The sequence below is a fragment of the Rhodocytophaga rosea genome (genome assembly GCF_010119975.1).
In the GTDB taxonomy this organism is placed as follows: domain Bacteria; phylum Bacteroidota; class Bacteroidia; order Cytophagales; family 172606-1; genus Rhodocytophaga; species Rhodocytophaga rosea.
The window spans coordinates 4,697,572-4,720,240 of sequence record NZ_CP048222.1; the positions used below are offsets into that span (position 1 = coordinate 4,697,572).

Below are 22,669 nucleotides of genomic sequence, written 5' to 3' on the forward strand. Positions count from 1 at the left end.
CAGATTTAATCTCCTTCCAGCCAGTTTTGAATCATCTGTTTGCCATGCTCAGTTAAAATAGATTCGGGGTGAAATTGCAGACCACGAACGTCGTATTGCTTGTGACGAATAGCCATTACTTTTCCGTTTTCATCTATGGCAGTAATCTCCAGTTCATTGGCTGGAACCGATTCGGGAACTACTGTCCAGGAGTGGTAGCGGCAGGTTTTGAGTTCTTTGGGAATATTATTAAAAATACGTTCCTCATTACTAGTCACAATGGCTTTAGTTGCTACGCCATGCAATACTTCTGTCATATTCTCCAGCTTGGCTCCAAAAATTTCTGAAATGCCCTGGTGCCCCAGACAAATGCCCAGAATGCTCTTTGATGGTGCGTATTTCCTGATCAACTCAGGCATAATACCTGCTTCCGAAGGCAAACCCGGACCGGGAGAAAGTAAAATCTTGTCGAATTTTTCTACTTCTTCCAGAGATATTTTGTCGTTGCGGTGTACTTCAATACTGTTTTCGAGTCCTAATTCTTTCAGCAGGTGCACCAGATTGTAAGTGAAGGAATCGTAATTGTCTAAAACTAAAATTTTCATGGGATTTATTATAAGATTATAATATTGGAAGATTAGAAGATTGGTTGTGAAATGTTTATACCAGCAATCGGTTAATCCCTGCTTTAAATTTTCTAATCTTTTAATCTTCCAATCTCTAATTGTACTTACACTTGTAAATTATCAATTTCGGCCAGAGAACGTTCGATTTCGGCAGTAGTTACTTCTTCATCTACCAGTTTTCCGGATAAATACGCTTCATAGGCAGCCATATCAAAATTCCCATGTCCGCACAGGTTGAACAGAATTGTTTTTGATTTTCCTTCTTTCTGGGCTTGTTTCGCTTCATGAATAACCGTGGCAATGCCATGATTTGCCTCCGGAGCCGGAACTATTCCTTCTGTACGGGCAAACAACAATCCGGCCTCAAAACATTCCTTCTGGTAATGTGAACGGGCCTCGATCAGATTATCTTTCAGTAACTGGCTCACAATCGCACCAGCGCCATGGTAGCGCAATCCGCCGGCGTGAATCGGAGAGGGCACAAAATTATGTCCGAGTGTGTACATGGGAATCAAAGGGGTCATGCCGATGGTATCGCCGAAATCATAACGGAATACCCCACGGGTTAACTTAGGGCAAGAGGCTGGTTCACTGGCAATACAGCGGATGGATTTTCCCTGTTCAAAATTCAAGCGTAGGAATGGGAAGGAGATACCTGCAAAATTAGAACCGCCACCAAAAGGAGCGACTACAATATCCGGCATATCTCCGGCTTTTTCGAGTTGCTTGATACACTCCAATCCGATAATGGTTTGATGCATCAATACATGGTTCAATACACTGCCCAGGGCATATTTGGTTTGCGGATCACCAGCGGCTCTTTCAACCGCTTCAGAAATGGCAATTCCCAAACTGCCTGGCGAATCCGGTGTTTCTCCCAGAATGTGTTTACCGGCTTGTGTCAGATTGGAAGGTGAAGCATGAACGGTAGCGCCGTAGGTATTCATTACAATGCGGCGATAGGGTTTCTGGTTATAACTTACTTTCACCATAAACACTTCACATTCAATTCCAAATAGCTGGCAGGCAAAGCTTAGGGCAGTTCCCCATTGTCCGGCTCCGGTTTCGGTAGAAATCTTTTTTACTCCTTCCTGCTTATTATAGTAGGCCTGAGGAACAGCCGTATTGGGTTTATGTGAACCAGCCGGACTTACACCTTCATATTTATAATAGATCTTAGCAGGCGTATCCAGTGCCTTTTCCAGGTTATACGCCCGGTATAAAGGCGTAGGCCGCCACAGGGTATAAATGTCCCGTACTTCTTCCGGAATCGCAATCCATTTTTCGGTGCTTACTTCCTGTTTGATGAGTTCCATCGGGAACAGCGGCGCTAAGGCTTCCGGTCCAATAGGCTGCTTGGTACCAGGATGCAAGGGCGGCAGCGGCTTATTAGGCATGTCTGCCATAATATTGTACCAGTGCTCAGGCATTTCTTTTTCGGTGAGGAGAATTTTACGTTCCATATATTTGAGAATTAGGGATTAGAAAATTGTAAGATTACATGCGTATGCTTGAAGTTATTGATAATTAAATAGTGAATAAATATCCATTTTTTATATATCTGTAGCTAAGTCCAGGGCTTTACGCAAGGCAGCCAGCTTATTATTTACTTCCTGTAATTCGCTTTCAATATTGGATTTTGCCACTACGCCGGCACCGGCCTGGTAATAGAGTGTGTTGTTTTTACTCAGAAAAGACCGAATCATAATGGCATGATTAAAATTACCATTGAAGCCCATAAATCCGATACAGCCACCATAATAACTCCGGCCGGTAGGTTCATACTGGTCAATAAGTTGCATGGCCCGGTGCTTGGGTGCGCCCGATAAAGTGCCAGCCGGAAAGGTATCAGCTACCATTTGTACCGTAGAGGTTTTCTCATCCATAATACTGCTTACTTTCGAAACCAAGTGAATTACATGCGAATAGTATTGAATCTCTTTAAAGGTATCCACTTTTACGTGCATGCCATTGCGGCTCAGGTCATTTCTAGCTAAGTCTACCAGCATTACATGTTCTGCATTTTCCTTGGGATCATCATATAATTTCCGGGCGAGTTCGGCATCGGCTTTATCATTGCCCGAGCGTCGGAAAGTGCCTGCAATAGGATAAATACAGGCTTTTCTATCCTGAATGGTGATCTGTGCTTCCGGAGAAGAGCCAAAAATCTTAAAGCTGCCAAAATCAAAGTAAAACAGATAAGGCGAGGGATTTACGGAGCGTAGGGCACGGTATACATTAAATTCATCGCCGCTGAATTTGCGTGAAAAACGCCTGGATAACACAATTTGAAATACATCTCCGATCTGGCAATGATGTTGTCCGGCAGCGAGTATTTTTAAAAATTCGGGATTGCTGAGATTAGAGATTTCTTCGGCTTGCAGACTGAAGGTATAGGAGGGATAATTTTTGTTCTGAATGAGGGAAGCAATATAATCCAGGCCACTTTCGCTTTCCTTATTGCTTTCTAACTGCGGTGTATGTTCAAAAATATACAATTCTTCTTTGAAGTGGTTGATCACAATTACATAGCGGAACACCTGATAGATCATATCAGGAATTTTGTTTTCTTCCCCTTCCCGTTCAGCTAAACTAATGTCCTCAAAATACCTGACTGTGTTATAAGCAATGTATCCGAAAACCCCATTATTAATAAAAGGAAACTCATGTGCTTCTGCAGAAAACTTACTGCAAAAGCTGTGCAGGGCTTCTACCACCTGATGCCGATCTGTGATACTGGTTTTCTGTTCGGTAGCATCGGGAAACTGCTGGTATAATATAGTATCGTTTAGTTCAAAACGGGCCATTGGCTGACAGCAAATATAGGAATAGCTATTTTCATTGCCGTGGTAATCAGAGCTTTCTAGCAGAATGCTGTTTACAAACTTATCTCTGAGTTTCAGATAAATGCTTACAGGCGTTACCGTGTCAGCCAGAAGTTTTTTATAGGTAGTAACCAATGAATATGTCATACTCAGGCGTACAAATAAGTTAAGTTAGAATTAGGTTTATAAATCTCAGTATATAAAAAAAGGCTTACTGTGTGAACAGCAAGCCTTCAGAGCGTTTTGTATATGGTTTTTACACAACAGGCAGCTTCACACAACCGTTTCCGGAATGCGCCACCACCATGCCATATTGTGTAATTGAATATTCATGTGTTGAATTTGTGACAAATATAAAAGGCTGATTTAATAATGCAAAGCATACAACATTTTTTTTATCATCTGATATTTAACTTAGGGTTTCCGCACCAAAGATAGAGAAAAAGGAAAGAGGGGCTAACTTTGTGCATGGAACTTAAAAAGATACTAAACAAAGTAGCTGATTTTCGGGTGCAAGGCCGCTGCTTACATCTATTAGCAGATATTTTAGGCTTAGTTTTATGTGGGGTAATAGCCGATTGTGATGACTTTGACGAGATAGCAGATTATGGCAAAGATAATACAGCGTTTCTGCAGCAAGAACTAGGATTAAGTTTTGTTAATGGTATACCTTCTGCTGACACTTTAAATCGGGTGATCAGACACCTGGATAGCCATAGTTTGGAGCAATGCTTCAAAGCGTGTGTAGCTGGCTTCTCCTTAGCAGGCAAGCAGGTATGTATAGATGGCAAAGAATTGAGAGGTACTATACCTGCAGGCAAAAAGCATGCTTTGGTTCGTATGGTCAATGTATGGGTAGAGGAACATAGCTTAAGCTTTGGACAAGTAGCCGTAGAAGCCAAGAGTAATGAGATTACAACTATTCCTGCTTTATTAGATACCCTTGATTGCAAAGGTAGTATCATTACTATAGATGCTATTGCTTGTCAGCAGGCAATTGTAGAAAAGATCAGGGATAAGCAAGCCCATTATGTGATTGCCCTAAAGGCTAATCAAGGTGTACTCTATGAGCAGGTAGCCCATTTTATGCAAATCAATAAGTCTGCTCTCGCTTTTAATCAGCAACTAGATAAAGCCCATGGCAGAGGAGAAGAACGTAGGGTATATATTGCTCAATGCATTGATTTGGTAGAGGAAAAGGAAAAATGGCAGGACTTACATACTTTAGTCATGGTAGAAAGAAAACGCATTATAGCAGGCAAAAAGCAAGAACAAACCCTGTTCTATATAAGCAGTTTAACAGATACAGACCCTGCCTTGTACAGCCGCTACATAAGAGGCCATTGGGCGATAGAGAATGGCTTGCATTGGCAACTAGATGTTACCTTTAGGGAAGATGAGGCTAAAGTCAGGAAAGATAAAGGACCCATCAATCTGCATCTGATTAGAAAGTGGTCTTTGCATCTGCTCAAAAAAGAGCCTTCTTGCGTGAGTGTCAAACGGAAAAGAAAAAAAGCTAACAGAGACACTAATTTCCTGTTAGCTATTCTTAAAACTTAATATTTAGTGCGGAAACCCTATATTTAACTGCAACAAATAGCATTTTGGATTTAATACATAAAATAGCTACTTAAGAGCCAGGTTTATGTTCATATATTCAGATATCTCTCCTAAGAAATATAACCAATTATTAATATTTTCAATAAAAACATTCCCACATATTGATAAATAGCTAATAAACACCTATTCCTGCAAATTACCGAACAGACTCGGATAATATAATTTTTTCATGATAATTCTATTAAAATGAGTATAACTATTAAATTTTTCCTTGAAAAAGTAAAAATTATTCCTGAGAGTTCATTGTATATGTAAATCACGTTACATAATTTTGTCGCCCACAAATTGCTTACATTATTACAACATTCAGATTATCAATGGATAGTGTATAAATATCGCCTCTTAATTGTTTGTCTGTTTTAAAGATTAATATTTCACACCAGAAAGGACAGCTTCACTACATGTAAAACGATGAGGAAGATTTTCAGATAAGGCAAACATAAGCCTGGATTTACTCGTCAATACATTATTACGCTCTATCTATAAGTATTATCTATCTGCCACCATTTTGAAGTTTAATAAATCAATTACCTAATCTGAATCTTATACCAAATCAACGGATCTAAAAACGAATAGAATTTATGAGTAACAACTATCCTCTATCTAGTAGCCATGCAAACGTTTGCATTCGCTTACCACTACCAGAGGCGCATCCTTTGGGTAACAAAAGGCCGGTAGGCTTTAGCAAATCGTATTATGTATGCATGCTTTTTTTGATTTTATTATCGGTGCAAACGTTTGCACAAACCAGAACAGTATCTGGTAAAGTAACGGCACAGTCGGATGGTACGCCGCTTCCTGGGGTGAATGTACTGATAAAAGGGACTACTTCTGGTACTACTACAGACGTAAATGGAGCATATACCCTTCAGGTGGAGCCAGGCACAACCCTTGTATTCAGCTTTATTGGATTTACCACACAAGAAATTGCTGTTGGCACGCAAAGCACCCTGGATGTTGCCTTACCAGATGACGTGCAGGCATTGTCTGAAGTAGTGGTAATTGGTTATGGTACGCAAAAAAAGGAAGACCTGACTGGTTCAATTGCCGCCATTTCACAGGAAAGCTTTAATAAGGGCCAGGTAACTACTCCCGAGCAATTACTGGTAGGGAAAGTTGCCGGTGTACAAATTACCCCTGGTGGAGCACCCGGTTCTGGCAGCCGTATCCGTATCCGGGGTGGTTCTTCGCTCAATGCCAGCAACGATCCGCTGGTGGTGATTGATGGAGTGCCGGTAGATAACACAGCTATTTCTGGTTCTGCTAACCCACTGAGCTTAATTAACCCTAATGATATTGAATCTTTTAATATTCTGAAAGATGCTTCTGCTACAGCAATATATGGTTCCAGGGCTTCCAATGGGGTTATTATCATAACTACTAAAAAAGGCCGTCAGGGCGATAAGATCAGAGTAGATTTTAGTTCACTCGCTTCTATTGCTACCAATACTAAAACGGTAGATGTGCTCTCAGCAGAAGAATTAAGGGCAGTCGTAAATGAGAGAGGTTCTGCTTCACAAAAGGCGCTGCTGGGAAGTGCCAATACCAACTGGCAGAAAGAGATATACAGAAATGCTTTCAGTACAGATAATAACCTGAGTGTAAGCGGGTCATACAAGTTTTTGCCTTATCGTTTATCTGTAGGATATCTGAACCAGGATGGCGTATTAAAAACATCTAACTTTCAGAGGACCTCTGCTGCTATTAACCTGACACCTTCTTTCTTTAATGATCATTTAAAAGTAAGTCTGAATTTGAAAGGCTCGCTTACCAATAAACAGTTTGCCAATGAAGGAGCTATTGGTGCAGCTGTTGCTTTCGATCCTACCCAGCCTATTAACGCAGAAAATAATTATGGTGGATTTTACGAATGGACTAATGCTAATGGTTCACCTAATACCTTAGCCCCTCGTAATCCGGTTAGTTTATTAGAACAAAATGATGATCAGAGTGAGGTAAAAAGAAGCATTGGTAATCTGCAGCTCGATTATAAATTTCACTTCTTCCCTGACCTGAGAGCTAACCTGAACCTAGGCTATGATATATCAGATAGTGAAGGTTCCAGATTACAGCCTGCAACTTCAGCCTCTGTATTTAACCAGGGAGGAAGCCGCACCCAGTATGCCCAGTCCAGAAACAATAAATTACTCGATTTCTATCTGAATTATGTAAAAGAAGTGCCAGCTCTGGCCAGTAAGTTTGATGTAACAGCCGGGTATTCTTACCAGGATTTTATCCGGGAGAATCCTTCCTTTGCAGGCTTAAATGCAGCCGGAGAAGTAATACCAGGTCAGGAAGCTGATCCATTTCCTTTAAAAACTCAATATACCCTGATAGGTCTTTTTGGTAGATTGAATTATACCTTCAAAGATAGATACCTATTAACTGCCACTGTGCGGAGAGATGGTTCTTCCAGATTTGGCAAAGGGAATAAGTGGGGTACATTCCCATCTTTAGCCTTTGCCTGGAAAGTAAATGAAGAATCCTTCTTGAAAAACGTTCAGGTACTTTCTGAGTTAAAATTACGGGCGGGCTATGGTGTTACTGGCCAGCAAGACATCAGCACTACTACTATTCCTAATGATTATCCATACTTGCCAAGATATACCTTTAGTGACCAGACTTCTCAATACCAGTTTGGGAATCAGTACTACCTCACGCTTCGCCCGGAAGGATATGATGCTAATATCAAATGGGAAGAAACAACTACTATTAATGGAGGATTAGATTATGGTTTTATGGATGGCAGAATCACTGGTAGCCTGGATTATTATTTCAAGAAAACCAAAGATCTATTGGCTATAATTCCGGTACCTGCCGGTTCTAACCTGACTAACCGGCTTCTTACCAATGTAGGAAACATTGAAAACAGAGGTCTGGAAGCAGCCTTGAATTTTACGGCTATCAATACAGAAAAACTGAAGTGGGATGTAGGTGTGAATGCTACCTATAATACCAGCGAGATTACTAACTTGAGTAAAACACAGGATAATTCTTCTGAGGGTATTCCGGTAGGACTAATCGGTGGAGGTGTAGGAAATAATATCCAGATCCACACAGTCGGCTACCGCCCTTACGCTTTCTATGTATATCAGCAGGTATATGATGAAAGTGGTAAACCTGTAGAAGGTTTGTATGTAGACCGCAATAATGATGGTGCTGTTAATAACCGGGATTTGTACCGCTATAAAAATCCGGAAGCAAATGTATTCTTCGGGTTGAATTCCCAGGTAACCTATGCCAGATTTACAGCTGGTTTTGTACTCCGGGGAAGCGTTAATAACTATGTATATAATAATGTTCGTTCGGGCAATGGCGTTTATCGCAACATTACCTATCCTAATTATCTGACCAACCTGCATAGCAATGTATTGGAGACTGACTTTAATAATAACCAGTTTTTCACAGATTATTATATAGAGAATGCTTCTTTCCTGCGTATGGAAACTATCAACTTTGCCTATAGCTTCGGCCGGATTTTCAACGACAAAGCAGACCTGCGCTTGTCTGCTAATATTCAGAATGCCTTTGTGATCACAAAATACTCAGGATTAGATCCTGAAGTAGCGGGTGGGATAGATAATAACTTCTATCCAAGAGCCAGAATATTCTCATTAGGTGTAAACATAGGTTTTTAATCATCCCATAAATCAATCGGATACATGACAACTAAATTGATAAAAAATATAATCCTGTCAGGCGCCTTGCTATTCTCAGTAGCCTCCTGCACCAAAGACCTGGACCGTGAACCGTTTTATGACGTAACCTCTGCCAATGTTTACAAGGATTTTAATAACTATAAAAATGTACTGGCAAAAGTATATGCCGGATATGCGGTAAGCGGCCAGCAAGGTCCGGCGGGAAATCCGGATATCAGTGGTCTGGATGAAGGTTTTTCTAACTATCTCCGTTTGTATTTCAACTTACAGGAATTACCTACGGATGAAGCTGTGATCGGATGGAATGATGGAACTTTACCTGATTTGCATGATATGGACTGGACTTCCAGCAATGAATTCATAGCTGCTATGTACAACCGTATTTATTACCAGATTGCGCTGACCAATGAATTCATACGGGAAACCACAGATGCTAAACTAAGCGAACGCGGAATTACCGGAGAAAACCTGAACAACGCAAAACGGTACCATGCTGAAACCCGTTTCTTGAGGGCTTTGAGCTACTGGCATGCGATGGATATGTATGGAAATGTACCTTTCGTAACAGAGCAGGATGCAGTGGGTTCTTTTTTTCCCAAGCAAACGACCAGAGCTGAACTTTTCAATTATATAGAATCCGAACTAAAAGCCATTGAAACAGAACTGGCTGCACCCGGACAAAATGAATATGGCCGTGCAGATCAGGCTGCCGCCTGGACCTTGCTTACCAAATTGTATCTGAATGCCGAAGTATATACTGGTCAGGGGCGGTATGCAGATGCCGTTACGTATGCCAGCAAGGTAATTGCCAGTACCAATTATGCCCTGGAACCACAGATCGAAAAACTGTTCCGTACTGATAATAATACGTCTAAAGAGATTATTTTCCCGATCACTTTTGATGGCTTAAAAACACAATCCTATGGCGGGATGACCTATCTGGTGCATGCCCCTGTAGGGGGTAATATGGACCCTAAAGCCTTTGGTATCAATGGCGGATGGTCAGGTTTGCGAACTACAAAAAATATCGTCGAACTTTTCGCCAATGGAGATGCCAGAGCACAATTCCATACCAACGGACAGGCGCTTGAAATCAATGATATTTTCACGTTTACCGATGGGTATCCGGTCACTAAGTACAGAAACGTAAGTTCAACTGGCGTGGTAGGTTCTGATGTTACTGGCAACTTCCCAGATACTGATTTTCCGATGTTCCGCCTGGCCGATGTGTATTTGATGTATGCTGAAGCCGTATTGAGAGGAGCAGGAGGGGGAGATGCAGCTACTGCTTTACAATATGTAAACCGTTTGCGTGAGAGAGCTTATGGGAATACTTCCGGCAATATTACCCAAGCTCAGTTAACCTTAGACTTACTTCTGGAAGAAAGAGCCAGAGAATTGAAATGGGAAATGCACCGCCGTACTGACCTGATCCGTTTTGGCAAATTTACTCCTGGAACCTATGTATGGCCGTGGAAAGGTGGCGTGAAAGAGGGCAGGGGTGTAGAGAATTTCCGCACCTTATACCCGGTTCCGACTACTGATCTTACCGCCAATCCCAATCTCAAACAAAACACAGGCTACTAATTATTAACAGGAAGGGTGTAACAGCTGCTTCCTCTCTAACATTAAATACAGACACATATATGAAAATAGGATTTAATAAAATCTATCTGCTAGGTATACTCACACTGGCTCTTTTTGCCTGTGAGAAAGACGAAGACAAGGTAATTGTGAGACAAGGTTCAGCTCCGGCCCTTACTTCTACAGCCAACACAGTGGTACTCGCACAGGATCAGGCAGACCAGGAAGCCATTAGCTTTTCATGGACGGCTTCTGATTATGGATATAATGCGGCTGTTAAGTATATTCTGCAACTGGCTAAAAAAGGGAATAATTTTGCTACACCTATCAATGTAGACCTGGGCTCAAATCTTACAAAAAAATATACAGCTGCAGAATTTAATAACCTGCTAAGCCAGCTGGAAGCGGTTCCCGGAGAAGCCAATGAGATCGAAGCCCGTATCAAGTCAGAAGTTTCCCAGTATGTAACACCTGCGTATTCAAATGTAACTGCAATAGCGGCTACTCCCTGGCTGGAGAATCCCCCTTTTGATTTCTTATATATGGTGGGCGATGCCACCGAATTTGACTGGGATAATACCAAAGCCCCTCTTATGTTCCGGAGTACGGAAGATCCTTTTCTATTTACCTACACTGGTTTTCTGGAAGCAAAAGCGCTTAAGTTTTTAGCAGAATTAGGCAAATGGGCACCTCAGTACGGAAATGATGGCAGCGGTGGTGTTTCTTTCCGGGAAACAGAATCAGATCCTGATCCGGGTACATTTAATGTGGCTGCCGATGGATATTATACGGTTAATCTGAACCTGCAAAAGCTTACCTATAGTATAGAACCTTATAATATTGCCGGAAAACCTACTTTCAATTCCATCGGTATTATTGGGCCGTTCACCAACTGGGCAAACATTGTTCCCATGACGAAAACAGCCGAAAATCCTCACATCTGGAACATGACCTATACTTTTGCTGAAGACACAGAGGCAAAATTCCGGATAGATTCAAGCTGGGATTCCAACTGGGGACCTAAAGCTGAGCTTGAGCGATTTTATGGAAAAGGGGAACAAGGTGGGGAAAACTTAAAAGTGAAAGCCGGTACCTATAAGATTTCCTTCAATGATCTGACAGGAGAGTACATCCTCAAAAAAATGTAAACACTTCCACTTGATAAAGTTTAGTAAATTAACCGGAATAGCGTAAACTGATTCAGTTTACGCTATTCCGGTTTTAAACTCTCAACACATGAGAATCAGACATTTACTCCACCTGTTTTTTCTTCACCTGCTTCTGATCAGTTCTGCCAAAGCACAGGTAACTACTTCGCCTGCTTTTCCTACAGAAGATGCCGATGTTACCATTACCTACGATGCCAGCAAAGGTACGTCAGGCTTGCAAGGAGTAGCAAAAGTGTATATGCATGCAGGTATAATTTTAAGTAGTGAAACCGGAACTGGCTGGGAGAATGTAAAAGGAAACTGGGGAAAAGACGATGGTATTGGATTGATGACAAAAGATCCGAATAACCCCAATGTCTGGCATATTACCATAAATCCCAGAACCTATTTTGGTGTACCAGCCGGACAGCGCATCTATCGCATTGGCATGGTATTCCGGGAAGCTGGTCCTTGTGGAGATACCGGCCAGCCGGGTTGTAAAGAGGGCAAAAGTGCAACCAACGGCGATATTTTTGTAGACCTCTACCCACCCGGATTACAAGTAAGTTTTACTGCCCCAGCCGATTCGCTGCTGTTAGCAGAGCCCAATACTGCCATCTCTATTCAAGCAACTGCTTCTACAACTTCCACCATTACGCTTTTTAATGGAACTACACAGCTTACCCAAACTACAGGCACTCAGCTCACCTATTCCCTCAATCCTGGTGCATCCGGAGAGGGTACTATCAAAGTAACTGCTACGGATGGAACCAACACCAGTGAAGACTCCTTTTATTACCTGGTTAAATCAGCTCCTATAGTGCAGAATTTGCCTGCCGGAATAAAAGATGGCATTAACTATACGAGTACAACTACTGCCACCCTTTCGCTTTTTTTGCCTTTCAAAAATAATGTGTACCTGATCGGTGATTTTAATAACTGGCTGCCAACAATTGCCTATCAGATGAAAAAAACTCCGGATGGTAACCGCTATTGGATGGAACTGACTGGCCTTACTGCCGGACAGGAATATGGCTTCCAATACCTGGTAGATGGTATAGTCCGGGTAGGTGATCCCTATGCGGATAAGATTCTGGATGAAAACGATAAATTTATCAATACCAGTACAAATGTGGTATATCCCGGTTTGAAACCCTATCCGAGCGGAAAAACCAGGGGCAGTGTTACTGTATTCCAAACCAATCAACAGCCCTATCAGTGGCAGACAGCTAATTTTCAACGTCCGGATAAAGAGAATCTGGTGATTTATGAACTATTGGTGAGGGATTTTGTAGGAACACACAATTATCAAACCTTATCCGATACGCTCACTTACCTGAAGCGACTAGGCGTAAATGCCATTGAACTGATGCCTATTATGGAATTCTCAGGTAATGAAAGCTGGGGCTATAATCCCATCTATTATTTTGCTCCTGATAAATACTATGGTACCAAAAACGGCCTGAAAGCCTTTATTGATAAAGCACATCAGATGGGAATGGCCGTCATTCTGGATATGGTACTCAATCAGGCCGACTATGAATTTCCCTATGTAAAAGCATATTGGGATGGAAGTAAGCCAAGTGCCAATAGTCCGTATTTCAACCAGCAGGCGACTCACCCTTTTAATGTATTTTTCGATTTTAACCATGAAAGTGCTGTTACCCAGGATTTTGTTGACACAGTAAATGCCTACTGGCTCAGGGAATACAAATTTGATGGCTTCCGCTTTGATCTGTCGAAAGGATTTACCCAGAAAAATACCGGCAGCGATGTAGCGGCATGGAGTGCCAGAGACGATAGCCGCATTGCTATCTGGAAACGGATTTATGATAAAATTCAAACGGTAGATAATAATGCCTATGTGATACTGGAACACCTGGGAGCCAATGATGAAGAGAAAATTCTGGCCGATTATGGCATGATGCTCTGGGGAAATATGCAGCCTAATTACAAAGAAGCAGCCTTAGGCTATAATAACAATAAAGCCGACCTCAACTGGGCTTCCTACAAACAAAGAGACTGGAACAATCCACATGCCATTGCCTATATGGAAAGCCATGATGAAGAACGTCTGATGTATGAGCAGCAATTATACGGCAATACAAGCAGCACCTACAATACCAAAACATTTGCTACTGCCCTCGACCGGATGAAACTCGCTTCGGCCTTTTATTTTACCATTCCTGGCCCTAAAATGATCTGGCAATTTGGTGAACTGGGGTATGATCTGTCTATTAACCGTTGTCCGGATGGGAGTATTAATAATGATTGCCGGGTAGCTAATAAACCAACCCGGTGGGAATATTATACAGATGCCAGCCGATCAAAATTATATAAAGTATATGCGGAACTGATCAAGCTCAAAACTACTCAGCCAGCTTTTAGTAGTACAGATTTTACCCTGGATGGCGCTTCTATTGTAAAGCGTCTGTCTGTTAATCACCCTTCTATGAATGTAAATGTGATCGGAAATTTTGGGGTAGATACCATTACTGTGAATGCGAGTTTTCAGGCTACAGGCAAATGGTATGATTATTTTTCAGGAGACAGTATTGCAGTAGCCAGCACTAATGAAGCTATACTGCTACAGCCTGGTGAGTTTCATATTTTTACCAGCTCAAAATTACCCAAGTCTGAAGCAGGACTTATACCCAACTGGAAATATACGCTTCGATCTTCTTTGCCTACTGCTATTGTAGATGAACTATTGAATGCGCAAACTTCCATCTACCCCAATCCAACAGCCGGGAAAATACTGCTAAAAGTAGAAAACGAGCTGATCAGTTCGTATGAAGTAAGAATCAGCACTACGTTGGGCAAAACCATTCAAACCTTTAGAATGAATAAATTCGACCGTTTATTAAAGCAGGAATTAAACCTGGAACGCTTGCCTCAAGGAATATATTTACTGGAAGTAGTCAGTGGAAATAAGAAGGCGGTGAAAAAGATTTATAAAAATTAAGCAACATTCGATTGTTTGTAGAGTGTATAGCAAGCTGCGTTCTCGAAATGCAGCTTCTTTTATTTTGATAAACTATCATAATATTCAAACACTTGTGCCACCTGAATTTCATTTTTAAAATCCATCTGATTTTGTGAAATAAAGGTTTTCAACTCCTGCTGATGGTCAGGAAATACTTCGAGAATGGCTTTTTTGGTCAGCCGTAATTTTTCAGGTTTTTGATCTGGTTTTTTTACGTAATAATCAGTTTCCGTTACAAATTCATCGTATGGTTTGCCGGCATTATAACCACCGCTATAGTTGGCTTTGATTAAATTTTTCCTGCGTTCGGCCAGTAACAGATATTTTCCCTTATATAACACATCCAGATATCCTTCACGTACAACTGGAGGTTCCCCATTAATAGAAGATATTTTTTCAAACATGAATTCTCTTCCGGTACGATTTTCAGTAAGCGAAACTTTTTGAATTGAATTTGAAAAAATAATAATAGAGTCCCCGGATTGACGTTTGGCAATGATCTCATTTCCATACAGATCAATTTTCAAAGGAATATTTGTCAGCACCTTTCCATTGGTAAGTGTAACGGTACCTGCATTCCATTGATCGAATAGAAAAGGCGAGCCGATCACTCCCTGGTATCTGTTATCAAATTTCCGGACAATTGTGTTCAAATCATTTCCTGCCAGCCTGTTGATATTATCCTGGGCATCTATTCCCGCAGGTGTCTGCGAAGCGCTGGTAGCAGGGTATAAATAACAAATCACTGTTAGTAATAGAAAGAAAAATTTCATTTGAGTAAAGCACATTGATTTTAAACAACTTAATGAAACTCATTAGCGTACAATGAAAAAATAGCTAATAAACACCTATGAAAAATACATCTTTCTTATTAAATATCCTCATTATTTTTTTCGCTGCCATTACACTGACAAGTTGTGATGTGATCGGCGATATATTTGAAGCTGGCGTATGGACAGGATTAGTTGGATTGGTACTGGTTATTGTGCTGGTCTTCTGGCTTTTCAGCAGATTCAGAAAATGAAATAAATAAATTTGCGTAAGAGTACTTGCAAAGCCAGACGGTATGTAAATCAGCTTTCTTATATTACATATTAGATACAATGGTGTAAATCCCGTTAATAGTCATGAATTTTTCTTAACATTTTATTTGTGGATTGTACCTTAAATATGTAAAATTGCACTCCCAAAATAGCAATGTCTGTTTTGCGGGCTTGTAGCTCAGCCGGTTAGAGCACCTGACTCATAATCAGGGGGTCCCTGGTTCGAGCCCAGGCTGGCCCACTTGAAGATCAACCACTTATGATGAAAATTCATAAGTGGTTTTTTGTTTGTGCATTACAATGTGCATTACATTTTTGAATGTTGATTTCATGGATCAAGGTGAGATGGCAAATATGAATCTAATAGCGCATAACATTGGGCGTTTATTTCTGCCTCTAATATCCTATACGGGTATATAGTATTGATTTACAATCTTAATAATAATTAATAGTAGCATATAAGCTAACTTTGTTATAAACTACACCTGTAGTTTGTTTAAATCGATATCTGAAATTGCTTTCATAAATAGCTTTAGGAAAAACGTTTATTAGTCAATCTTTATAAACTAACAGCCCACAAGAGACATTAGATTTAACCTCAGCCCCTCAGGGTTTATATTTTCTTAATATCGAAACTATTAGGGGAAGTAATAGTGAGAAGAATTGTAGTTATAATTGATATTAACAATTAAGGATAACCTTTAACTTTCATTGGTTTTGGAGCAACATTATTTTGCTAGGTATAATACCTCGGTAAAATCAGACCACGCGTTAAAGTGAAAAGCAATACAAATTAAACGTGGAAAAGATGAAAAAAACGAGGAGAAAATTTACAGCTGCTTTCAAGGCGAAAGTGGCATTGGAAGCGCTTAAAGAGCGGGAAACATTAGCGGCTTTGTCGGCCCGCTTTGAGGTACACGCCAACCAGATATCGCTGTGGAAGCAGGAATTTTTAACTAATTCGGAGCTGGTATTCTCTTCCACAGAAGGGAAAGAAAAAGAAGAGCAGGTAAACTTAGATGCGCTTTATGCTAAGATTGGGCAACTGGAGATGGAACGCGACTTTTTAAAAAAAAGCTTGAAGAAGACCGGACTGTAATGGAGCGTAAATCACTGGTTAGTCCTCAAGCAAAGCTTAGCCTTCGCCAGCAATGCCGTTTACTTTCTATCAGCCGGGCCTCTTTCTATTATGAGCCTAAACAAGAGAATGCAGATAATTTAGGAATGATGCAGCTCATGGATGCCCATATATTAGAAGAACCAACGGCCGGAGTGCTGACAATGCAGTCGATGCTGGAGGAAAAGGGTTATAAAGCAGGTTACGAGCGGATAAGAAGATTGATGCGGCTGGCTAACATCCGGCCTATCTACCCCCGAAAGCAACTGACGCAGTTAGGGGACAAAAAGTATATCTATCCTTATTTGCTCAGGAACTTAAAAGTAGAGCGGGCAAACCAGGTATGGGCTATAGATATTACCTATGTTGCGATGGCTAAAGGGTTTATGTATTTGACGGCTGTGATAGATGTGTATAGCCGCTATATTGTGGGCTGGGGCTTGTCTAATACATTGGATGCTGAGGCTAGCTTGCAGGTGTTGAAAGCAGCGGTAGCTGAGCATGGTAAGCCCGGGATTGTCAACAGCGACCAGGGTAGCCAGTTTACCTGTAAAGAGTATGTAGAATATTTAAAAAGTGAATCTATCCGTATCAGTATGGATGGCAAAGGCAGGGCACTGGATAATATATTTATAGAAAGGTTTTGGCGGACCATTAAATACCAGCATATTTACCTGAACCCGGCCACTGATGGCATCTCCCTCTACCAGGGCATCAGTGGCTGGATGGAGAAATACAATCAAAGGCCACACCAGGGAATTGACCGAAACAAGCCCATTAATCTTTATAAAATGGCAGCTTAATTCAACTAAGAAAACAAGAAAAGTGGTCTAAACTAATCGAGGTATTATAAGGAATACCTTAAAATTGATAACTATTTATTTTTTAATGATTTATAAAGAAGGTGAAAAGTTATTAAAATTATACTGATACTAATATTTTGAATATTTGACAACTACTGTCCTAGACACATTTATAACTATAATCCTCTGAAAATAGCTGCATGGTCTTGTCCGGCTATGGGTTGACAAAATCATTCTTAAATAAAGTGCTGCTATTGACCGGGCAAAAGGGAAAGAAAAAGGCTTGTGTAGAAGTGATAGATTGATTTCTTATCTTCTCGTCCCATTTTTTTAAGTTTTAAGAAAGTGATCTTGCTACATTTGGGTGGACATTAAGTTAAGAGAAAATACTTAACTTAATGAAAATGGGACAAAGAAGAAAATTCGACAAGGAGTTCAAACTAATGACTGTTGAACTTAGTAAGAGCAGAAAAAATTTAGTAGATCTGGCTAAAGAATTGGATATCAAAATTGGATTGATTTATCGCTGGCGCCGTGAGTTTTTAGACAAGAGGGAGGGAAGTTTTCCTGGCCATGGAAAACCAAAACAAACCCCTGAAGAAGCAGAAATAGCCCGTCTAAAGAAGGCATTAAAGGATGCAGAAATGGAAAGGGATATGGAGCCGATGCTCACAACGTAGGCAGGTCCAAAAAAGGCGGTCAGCATCTTTTCCAGGAACGATGGGAGATATTCCAATTCATAAAGGATAATCACACTGTATACCCCATTGAGAAGATGTGCAAAGCCTTTCAAGTAAGTAAAAGTGGATATTATGGATGGATAAACAGTGAGCCATCTAAACGAGCTACAGAGAACCGGGAAATTCTTCAACAGATCAGAGTGATCCATAAGGAGAGTGGCCAGACCTATGGTAGCCCAAGAATCAGTAAAGCCTTGAAAGCGAATAACATTTCAGTTTCCAGACCCAGGGTTGCCCGCTTAATGAAGCAGGCTGAGCTTAGGGCAAAAAGAATTAAAAGGTATAAGGTCACTACGGATTCAAAGCATAGCTATCCGGTGAGTGAAAATCTACTGGATCGAAATTTTACAGCTAATGCAACAGGTCAGGCCTGGGTATCAGACATGGACCTGCAGACGATGTCAGCATCGGGTCCACTTATATCAGAACCATTACAGGTTGGCTATATCTTACGGTGGTACTGGATTTGGCAGACAGAAAGATTATTGGCTCTCGCCTTGAGTAAAACCATGAAGGCCAAAGAGACGACAATAGCAGCATTAAAAATGGCTATAAAAAACAGGCCCGTGATCCAACCTCTAATATTTCATTCAGACAGGGGTATACAGTATGCCTGTGATGAATTTAGGCAAGAATTAGGTACATATCCTCTTATTAAGCCAAGCATGAGTCGAAAAGGGAATTGTTGGGATAATGCTGTCGCAGAAAGCTTCTTTAAGACCCTGAAAGTGGAATGTGTATATGATTATAAGTTTGCCCATCAGCAGCAAGCGGCTACCACTGTTTTTGAATATATAGAAATCTGGTACAACAGGAAAAGACTGCATTCCTCTCTGGGATATAGAACACCAGCCCAGATGGAGCAACTTTTAAATCAATATGTGTTAGTTGCTTAATTTATTGTCCACAATTTTGTTGCAAGTCCAGTACTGACCTTTATTATCCTTAGATACATGATTTGTCTTTAATTGGGAAGCATCTCCAAAGCGTAAGCCAGTGTAAATAGAGAAAAGAAAAATATCTCTTACTTTTTGAAGACTCAGATTATTGCCTAAATCATGTTTTTTAAGTAGTTCTATTTCTTCTTCGCTAAGAAAAGTACGATTAACGGTGTTATCTTTTATTTTAAAGCTATTGTAGGGATCTTTATCTAATATTTCTTCTTTCATACCTTTATGTAAAACCGCTTTCAGTCGTTTATGCTGTCGATTGGCAGAATTTCTGTCCATTGCACTTTTATTATCTGAGCTTATATACGTCATTAGATGAAAGTCGAAATCATTAATAAATTTCGTGTCTACTTGTAATAGTTCTATATCTTTTAGTCTTTTGCTAATTATAAAATTTTGGAGATGCTTGTAAGTGACCCTATAGTTCTTAATAGTTCCTTTAGAGTACTCCTTAGATAATTTTTCTAACTGTGAAATATGGTCATTGAAATACTCTAATAAAAAATGTTTTTCCCCAACTGCTCCTGTATGAATATCTTTTATTAGTTTAGATGAGATAGGTTTGCCTTCATATTGCAGACGGCGTTTAATATCAGTGATTTGATTTTTTAATTTTAATAAATCCTCATTGACGCCAGTGTTAGAAGTTTTTTTTGTAGATTTTGCTTGCTGTGCAGCTTCGTTCCACATATCAATGCGTATAGTTGAGCCTGTATACATTTCGACTTTCTTACGGTCTACAGTAATCCTCAAAAATATTTTGGCATGGATATTATCTGGTTGTGGAATGATAAAAAACTTTAGGGAAAAAGATTCTTTGCTTTTCATTGAAACATTTCAGTTAGAGTTGACATATAACTGAAACAAATTATGAAAAAAGCTGAAAGAAAGCAATAGGCTCTGAAAGCAAAAACCGCTTCTAATTTCGTTTAGAAGCGGTTTGAAAAACTTTGAAACTATTTTGTGATCCCGCTGGGACTCAAACTAAAAAATAAAGCCCTTAAATTAAGATATTTAGGGATGAAAATAATAAAAACGAGTAAAAAGAGAGTAAAAATTTTATATTTTAGCATATTGGTAAAGTACTAAATATTAAAATATGGCAACAGTCAAACTTGTTTTAGCTTCTTATAAAAACAAAAAAGGAGAATCACCTCTTCAGGTTAGGTATGTTAGAGGTAAAGACAACTTTCCTATTTCCGTGAATATTTCCCTAAGGGAGGAAGATGTTGATTATGCAAGGTTTAGAGTGAAACGATCAGTTCCAGAATGGGTAGCAGTAAATAAGCATATTGATGAAATTGAGGCTAGGCTTAAAAGGATTTTATCTAAATACCCTGATGCTGATGTTAAGCTTGTAAAAGAAATGTACAACTTCGAAATACAACAAGATGAAGAAAGAAAACAAAATGAAGAATTGGCTGCAATAGGTACAAAGGGAATGAGGGTTATAACTTCACTAGAAGTAGAGGAAAAAGAGGAACAGATAAATCAACTAAAAGCTGAACAAGCTGAATTGAAAGCATCGCCATACTATTCTGTGAAGGATTCGAACCTTGAATCTTTAAAAGATTTACGTGATTCTTTTGATGAATTTCTAAGAAGATATTCAACAAAAGTAAAACCTCAAAGTCTACGTAATTACCCACAGTTAAAGAACATATTATTATTTGATTTTTTAGAATCAGATTACTATAAGAAAGCCGCTTCCAGAGGTTTAGTTATGTGTTGGCACAATCTTAATGAGGATTTATTTGAAGTTTTTAAGGTTTACTGTTATGAAGAACGTAAATATGGAGATGGCAATTGGGGCAAAATGGTAAAAATGCTAAAGACTTGGCTTAAATATTCTCAAATGACCATGAAGAAATCTATATCTGATGATTATAAAGCTTTTAAGCGTACCAGACCTGTATTAGATGACTTTATTATCATAAAGGAGGATGAAATAGATATGATATGGAATGAACGAAATTCAGTCACTGATAGGGAGCGTAAAGTTTTGGATTTGATGGTATTTGTTTGGCTAACTGGATTAAGAATAAATGAAGCTCTAAAAAATGGACTAGTACTTGAGCCCCATGGAGATAAAATTTATTTAACTGGTGAGACAGATAAAAATGACTCTGAATATTTTTTACCTACTTGGAGAGATCCAAAGAATCGTATAATTACTCTTTTAGAAGAATATCAATATAATCTAAAGTTGTGTACTGATGTTGAGGTTAATCGCGTAGGAAAATTGCTTTTAAAGCGTTTATATGAAAAGTGGGGTATACATCAAAAGTCTAAACCAATTTATAAAATTAAACACGGAAAGAAAGTTTTTAATGGTACTAAATACCGTTATGAACTCTTCACTACAAGAACGCTAAGGCGTTCAGCAATCTGGCATTGGTATTATATATGGGGTTGGCGTAAAGAGAAGATAATGGCAATGGTTGGAAATAAAGATATAGATGTAATCAATGTCTACATCCGCAAACAAAAAGAAGACAAGGTAAAAATGTTTGAAAATGATTAAACACTTTAAAAATACCTATTTTTAGGTATTGACAACATATAGCTATTTTCTTAATATAGCAAATATTTATAATGTATACCAAGTATCAGTTAAAATGTACTGATTTTCCATCTCCTATTAGTATCTTAATTATAATTGCTTTGTTATTAGTGAAGTAATCAACTTATCCTATATTATCTATCCTATCTTCTAGAAGATAAGTCATTATTTTATTTCTTTTATTATTTCTTAACATATTTATTGTCAAGCAGAATATCGAAATGAATATGAAAGCACTAGTATTATATCTACTTATTTATTTTGGCTTTCTAACTGGAAATTTTTTTCTGAAGAACAATTTCACTGATAAAAAAAATTATGCTCTATGCGACCAATTAGATATCGCTAATATTAAGGAAGACGCAACTGCAAAAAGTTTTCCATATTCAACACGGGAAAATGCTTGTGAAGGTATATATAATTATCGTGCAAGAGGTGGACTAAGTGTTGTAGGTTTATATAGAGGTGACTTACTTATAAATGAGAAAAATACAAACATTGAAATTTTACCAGATATTGGGGTACCTAATCAGATAAAGATTAGAGCGGCAAATGTGTCAGTCGGTGATAAACATAATTACAGATTGGACGCAGAGATTAGCAATGGAAATAGTTTTCTTTGGGATATTTCTAAGTATTTGATTCCTTCTGGCTTTACTAGCAACCAAATTAAAATATATGGTTGGCTATCAAATACTGGCTATCGTAATGTATTCGAAAGAGTATCAAGTGAAGATATTTTTTATGTACCAATAGTCCTTAATAAAAAATATGATGGTGATTTGCAGTTGTACATTAGAACAGTTAGAGATATAAAGCAAATAGAGTATAAAGTTTATAAAGATGATGGAAGTCCAATATATACAAAAAAGAAAAGTGTTGAATCAATTAATAGAGGCAAACCTATAATTATAAAAATACAAAGTGATTGGAAAAATAATAGAATCGTCTGTATTAATATTATTGCTTATTCAAATCTAGGTCCTGAAAAAATTAAAGTTCCGATTGTATTTTCCACTATATAAT

General features: G+C 39.2%; 15 protein-coding genes, 1 tRNA gene and 1 pseudogene. 12 read left to right on the forward strand and 5 right to left on the reverse strand.

Features of this window, described 5'->3' with window-relative positions; translation table 11 throughout:
• Nucleotides 1-5 precede the first annotated feature (5 nt).
• The 3 genes from GXP67_RS19480 to GXP67_RS19490 form a co-directional block, all read right to left on the reverse strand.
• Entirely contained in the window at nucleotides 6-584 is a 579-nt protein-coding gene (locus GXP67_RS19480) for an anthranilate synthase component II (protein WP_162444676.1), read from the reverse strand.
• A 125-nt stretch (nucleotides 585-709) separates the two neighbouring features.
• Complete coding sequence (locus GXP67_RS19485; RefSeq protein ID WP_162444677.1) at nucleotides 710-2,068, reverse strand: TrpB-like pyridoxal phosphate-dependent enzyme; 1,359 nt, start codon at nucleotides 2,066-2,068, stop codon at nucleotides 710-712.
• A gap of 90 nt (nucleotides 2,069-2,158) precedes the next feature.
• Entirely contained in the window at nucleotides 2,159-3,577 is a 1,419-nt protein-coding gene (locus GXP67_RS19490) for an anthranilate synthase component I family protein (RefSeq protein WP_162444678.1), read from the reverse strand.
• 321 nt (nucleotides 3,578-3,898) lie between these two features.
• Between GXP67_RS19490 and GXP67_RS19495 the strand changes: the two genes are divergently transcribed.
• The 5 genes from GXP67_RS19495 to GXP67_RS19515 all read left to right on the forward strand — a co-directional run bounded on the left by GXP67_RS19495 (nucleotide 3,899) and on the right by GXP67_RS19515 (nucleotide 14,406).
• Nucleotides 3,899-4,990, forward strand: coding sequence for an ISAs1 family transposase (locus tag GXP67_RS19495; RefSeq protein ID WP_162441340.1), 1,092 nt, complete (start codon nucleotides 3,899-3,901; stop codon nucleotides 4,988-4,990).
• Between the two features lie 641 nt (nucleotides 4,991-5,631).
• Nucleotides 5,632-8,688: a SusC/RagA family TonB-linked outer membrane protein gene (locus tag GXP67_RS19500; RefSeq protein ID WP_162444679.1), complete on the forward strand. Its 3,057-nt coding sequence runs from the start codon at nucleotides 5,632-5,634 to the stop codon at nucleotides 8,686-8,688.
• Nucleotides 8,689-8,712: 24 nt separating this feature from the next.
• Nucleotides 8,713-10,296 carry a RagB/SusD family nutrient uptake outer membrane protein gene (locus GXP67_RS19505; RefSeq protein ID WP_162444680.1) on the forward strand — a complete coding sequence of 528 codons (1,584 nt, stop codon included), beginning with the start codon at nucleotides 8,713-8,715 and terminating at the stop codon, nucleotides 10,294-10,296.
• Nucleotides 10,297-10,355: 59 nt separating this feature from the next.
• A complete protein-coding gene (locus tag GXP67_RS19510) occupies nucleotides 10,356-11,441 on the forward strand; it encodes a SusE domain-containing protein (protein WP_162444681.1) in 1,086 nt (361 codons plus the stop codon).
• Nucleotides 11,442-11,529: 88 nt separating this feature from the next.
• Nucleotides 11,530-14,406, forward strand: coding sequence for an alpha-amylase family glycosyl hydrolase (locus tag GXP67_RS19515; RefSeq protein ID WP_162444682.1), 2,877 nt, complete (start codon nucleotides 11,530-11,532; stop codon nucleotides 14,404-14,406).
• Between the two features lie 59 nt (nucleotides 14,407-14,465).
• Here the strand turns inward: GXP67_RS19515 and GXP67_RS19520 are convergent, their stop codons facing one another.
• Nucleotides 14,466-15,200, reverse strand: coding sequence for a hypothetical protein (locus GXP67_RS19520; protein WP_162444683.1), 735 nt, complete (start codon nucleotides 15,198-15,200; stop codon nucleotides 14,466-14,468).
• 77 nt (nucleotides 15,201-15,277) lie between these two features.
• Between GXP67_RS19520 and GXP67_RS37060 the strand changes: the two genes are divergently transcribed.
• From GXP67_RS37060 to GXP67_RS19540, 5 genes and pseudogenes are all read left to right on the forward strand, one after another.
• Nucleotides 15,278-15,451, forward strand: a complete 174-nt coding sequence (locus GXP67_RS37060) for a hypothetical protein (RefSeq protein ID WP_197901542.1) — start codon at nucleotides 15,278-15,280, stop codon at nucleotides 15,449-15,451.
• Between the two features lie 186 nt (nucleotides 15,452-15,637).
• Nucleotides 15,638-15,711 (forward strand) — tRNA-Ile (locus GXP67_RS19525).
• A 567-nt stretch (nucleotides 15,712-16,278) separates the two neighbouring features.
• A complete protein-coding gene (locus tag GXP67_RS19530; protein WP_162441440.1) occupies nucleotides 16,279-16,569 on the forward strand; it encodes a transposase in 291 nt (96 codons plus the stop codon).
• Nucleotides 16,569-17,390, forward strand: a complete 822-nt coding sequence (locus GXP67_RS19535; protein ID WP_162441441.1) for an IS3 family transposase — start codon at nucleotides 16,569-16,571, stop codon at nucleotides 17,388-17,390. The genes GXP67_RS19530 and GXP67_RS19535 overlap by 1 nt, the downstream gene beginning before the upstream one ends.
• A gap of 398 nt (nucleotides 17,391-17,788) precedes the next feature.
• Nucleotides 17,789-19,026, forward strand: a pseudogene (locus GXP67_RS19540) (IS3 family transposase).
• Here the strand turns inward: GXP67_RS19540 and GXP67_RS19545 are convergent.
• The gene (locus GXP67_RS19545; protein WP_162444684.1) at nucleotides 19,015-19,908 is read right to left on the reverse strand and encodes a site-specific integrase; all 894 of its coding nucleotides are present in this window, start codon (nucleotides 19,906-19,908) and stop codon (nucleotides 19,015-19,017) included. The pseudogene GXP67_RS19540 and the gene GXP67_RS19545 overlap by 12 nt on opposite strands.
• A 271-nt stretch (nucleotides 19,909-20,179) precedes the next feature.
• On the opposite strand from GXP67_RS19545, the gene GXP67_RS19550 reads away from it, so the two are divergent.
• Both GXP67_RS19550 and GXP67_RS19555 read left to right on the forward strand, forming a co-directional pair.
• Entirely contained in the window at nucleotides 20,180-21,604 is a 1,425-nt protein-coding gene (locus GXP67_RS19550) for a hypothetical protein (RefSeq protein WP_162444685.1), read from the forward strand.
• Between the two features lie 266 nt (nucleotides 21,605-21,870).
• Entirely contained in the window at nucleotides 21,871-22,668 is a 798-nt protein-coding gene (locus tag GXP67_RS19555) for a hypothetical protein (protein ID WP_162444686.1), read from the forward strand.
• Nucleotide 22,669 lies beyond the last annotated feature (1 nt).

What these genes read in the sequence shown, in the direction of transcription:
- GXP67_RS19510 (WP_162444681.1), top strand. Translation starts at nt 10,356, where the DNA reads ATGAAAATAGGATTTAATAAAATCTATCTGCTAGGTATACTCACACTG.
- GXP67_RS19500 (WP_162444679.1), top strand. Translation starts at nt 5,632, where the DNA reads ATGAGTAACAACTATCCTCTATCTAGTAGCCATGCAAACGTTTGCATT.
- GXP67_RS19535 (WP_162441441.1), top strand. Translation starts at nt 16,569, where the DNA reads ATGGAGCGTAAATCACTGGTTAGTCCTCAAGCAAAGCTTAGCCTTCGC.
- GXP67_RS19505 (WP_162444680.1), top strand. Translation starts at nt 8,713, where the DNA reads ATGACAACTAAATTGATAAAAAATATAATCCTGTCAGGCGCCTTGCTA.
- GXP67_RS19520 (WP_162444683.1), bottom strand. Translation starts at nt 15,200, where the DNA reads ATGAAATTTTTCTTTCTATTACTAACAGTGATTTGTTATTTATACCCT.
- GXP67_RS19550 (WP_162444685.1), top strand. Translation starts at nt 20,180, where the DNA reads ATGGCAACAGTCAAACTTGTTTTAGCTTCTTATAAAAACAAAAAAGGA.
- GXP67_RS37060 (WP_197901542.1), top strand. Translation starts at nt 15,278, where the DNA reads ATGAAAAATACATCTTTCTTATTAAATATCCTCATTATTTTTTTCGCT.
- GXP67_RS19480 (WP_162444676.1), bottom strand. Translation starts at nt 584, where the DNA reads ATGAAAATTTTAGTTTTAGACAATTACGATTCCTTCACTTACAATCTG.
- GXP67_RS19530 (WP_162441440.1), top strand. Translation starts at nt 16,279, where the DNA reads ATGAAAAAAACGAGGAGAAAATTTACAGCTGCTTTCAAGGCGAAAGTG.
- GXP67_RS19485 (WP_162444677.1), bottom strand. Translation starts at nt 2,068, where the DNA reads ATGGAACGTAAAATTCTCCTCACCGAAAAAGAAATGCCTGAGCACTGG.
- GXP67_RS19555 (WP_162444686.1), top strand. Translation starts at nt 21,871, where the DNA reads ATGAAAGCACTAGTATTATATCTACTTATTTATTTTGGCTTTCTAACT.
- GXP67_RS19545 (WP_162444684.1), bottom strand. Translation starts at nt 19,908, where the DNA reads ATGAAAAGCAAAGAATCTTTTTCCCTAAAGTTTTTTATCATTCCACAA.
- GXP67_RS19495 (WP_162441340.1), top strand. Translation starts at nt 3,899, where the DNA reads ATGGAACTTAAAAAGATACTAAACAAAGTAGCTGATTTTCGGGTGCAA.
- GXP67_RS19515 (WP_162444682.1), top strand. Translation starts at nt 11,530, where the DNA reads ATGAGAATCAGACATTTACTCCACCTGTTTTTTCTTCACCTGCTTCTG.
- GXP67_RS19490 (WP_162444678.1), bottom strand. Translation starts at nt 3,577, where the DNA reads ATGACATATTCATTGGTTACTACCTATAAAAAACTTCTGGCTGACACG.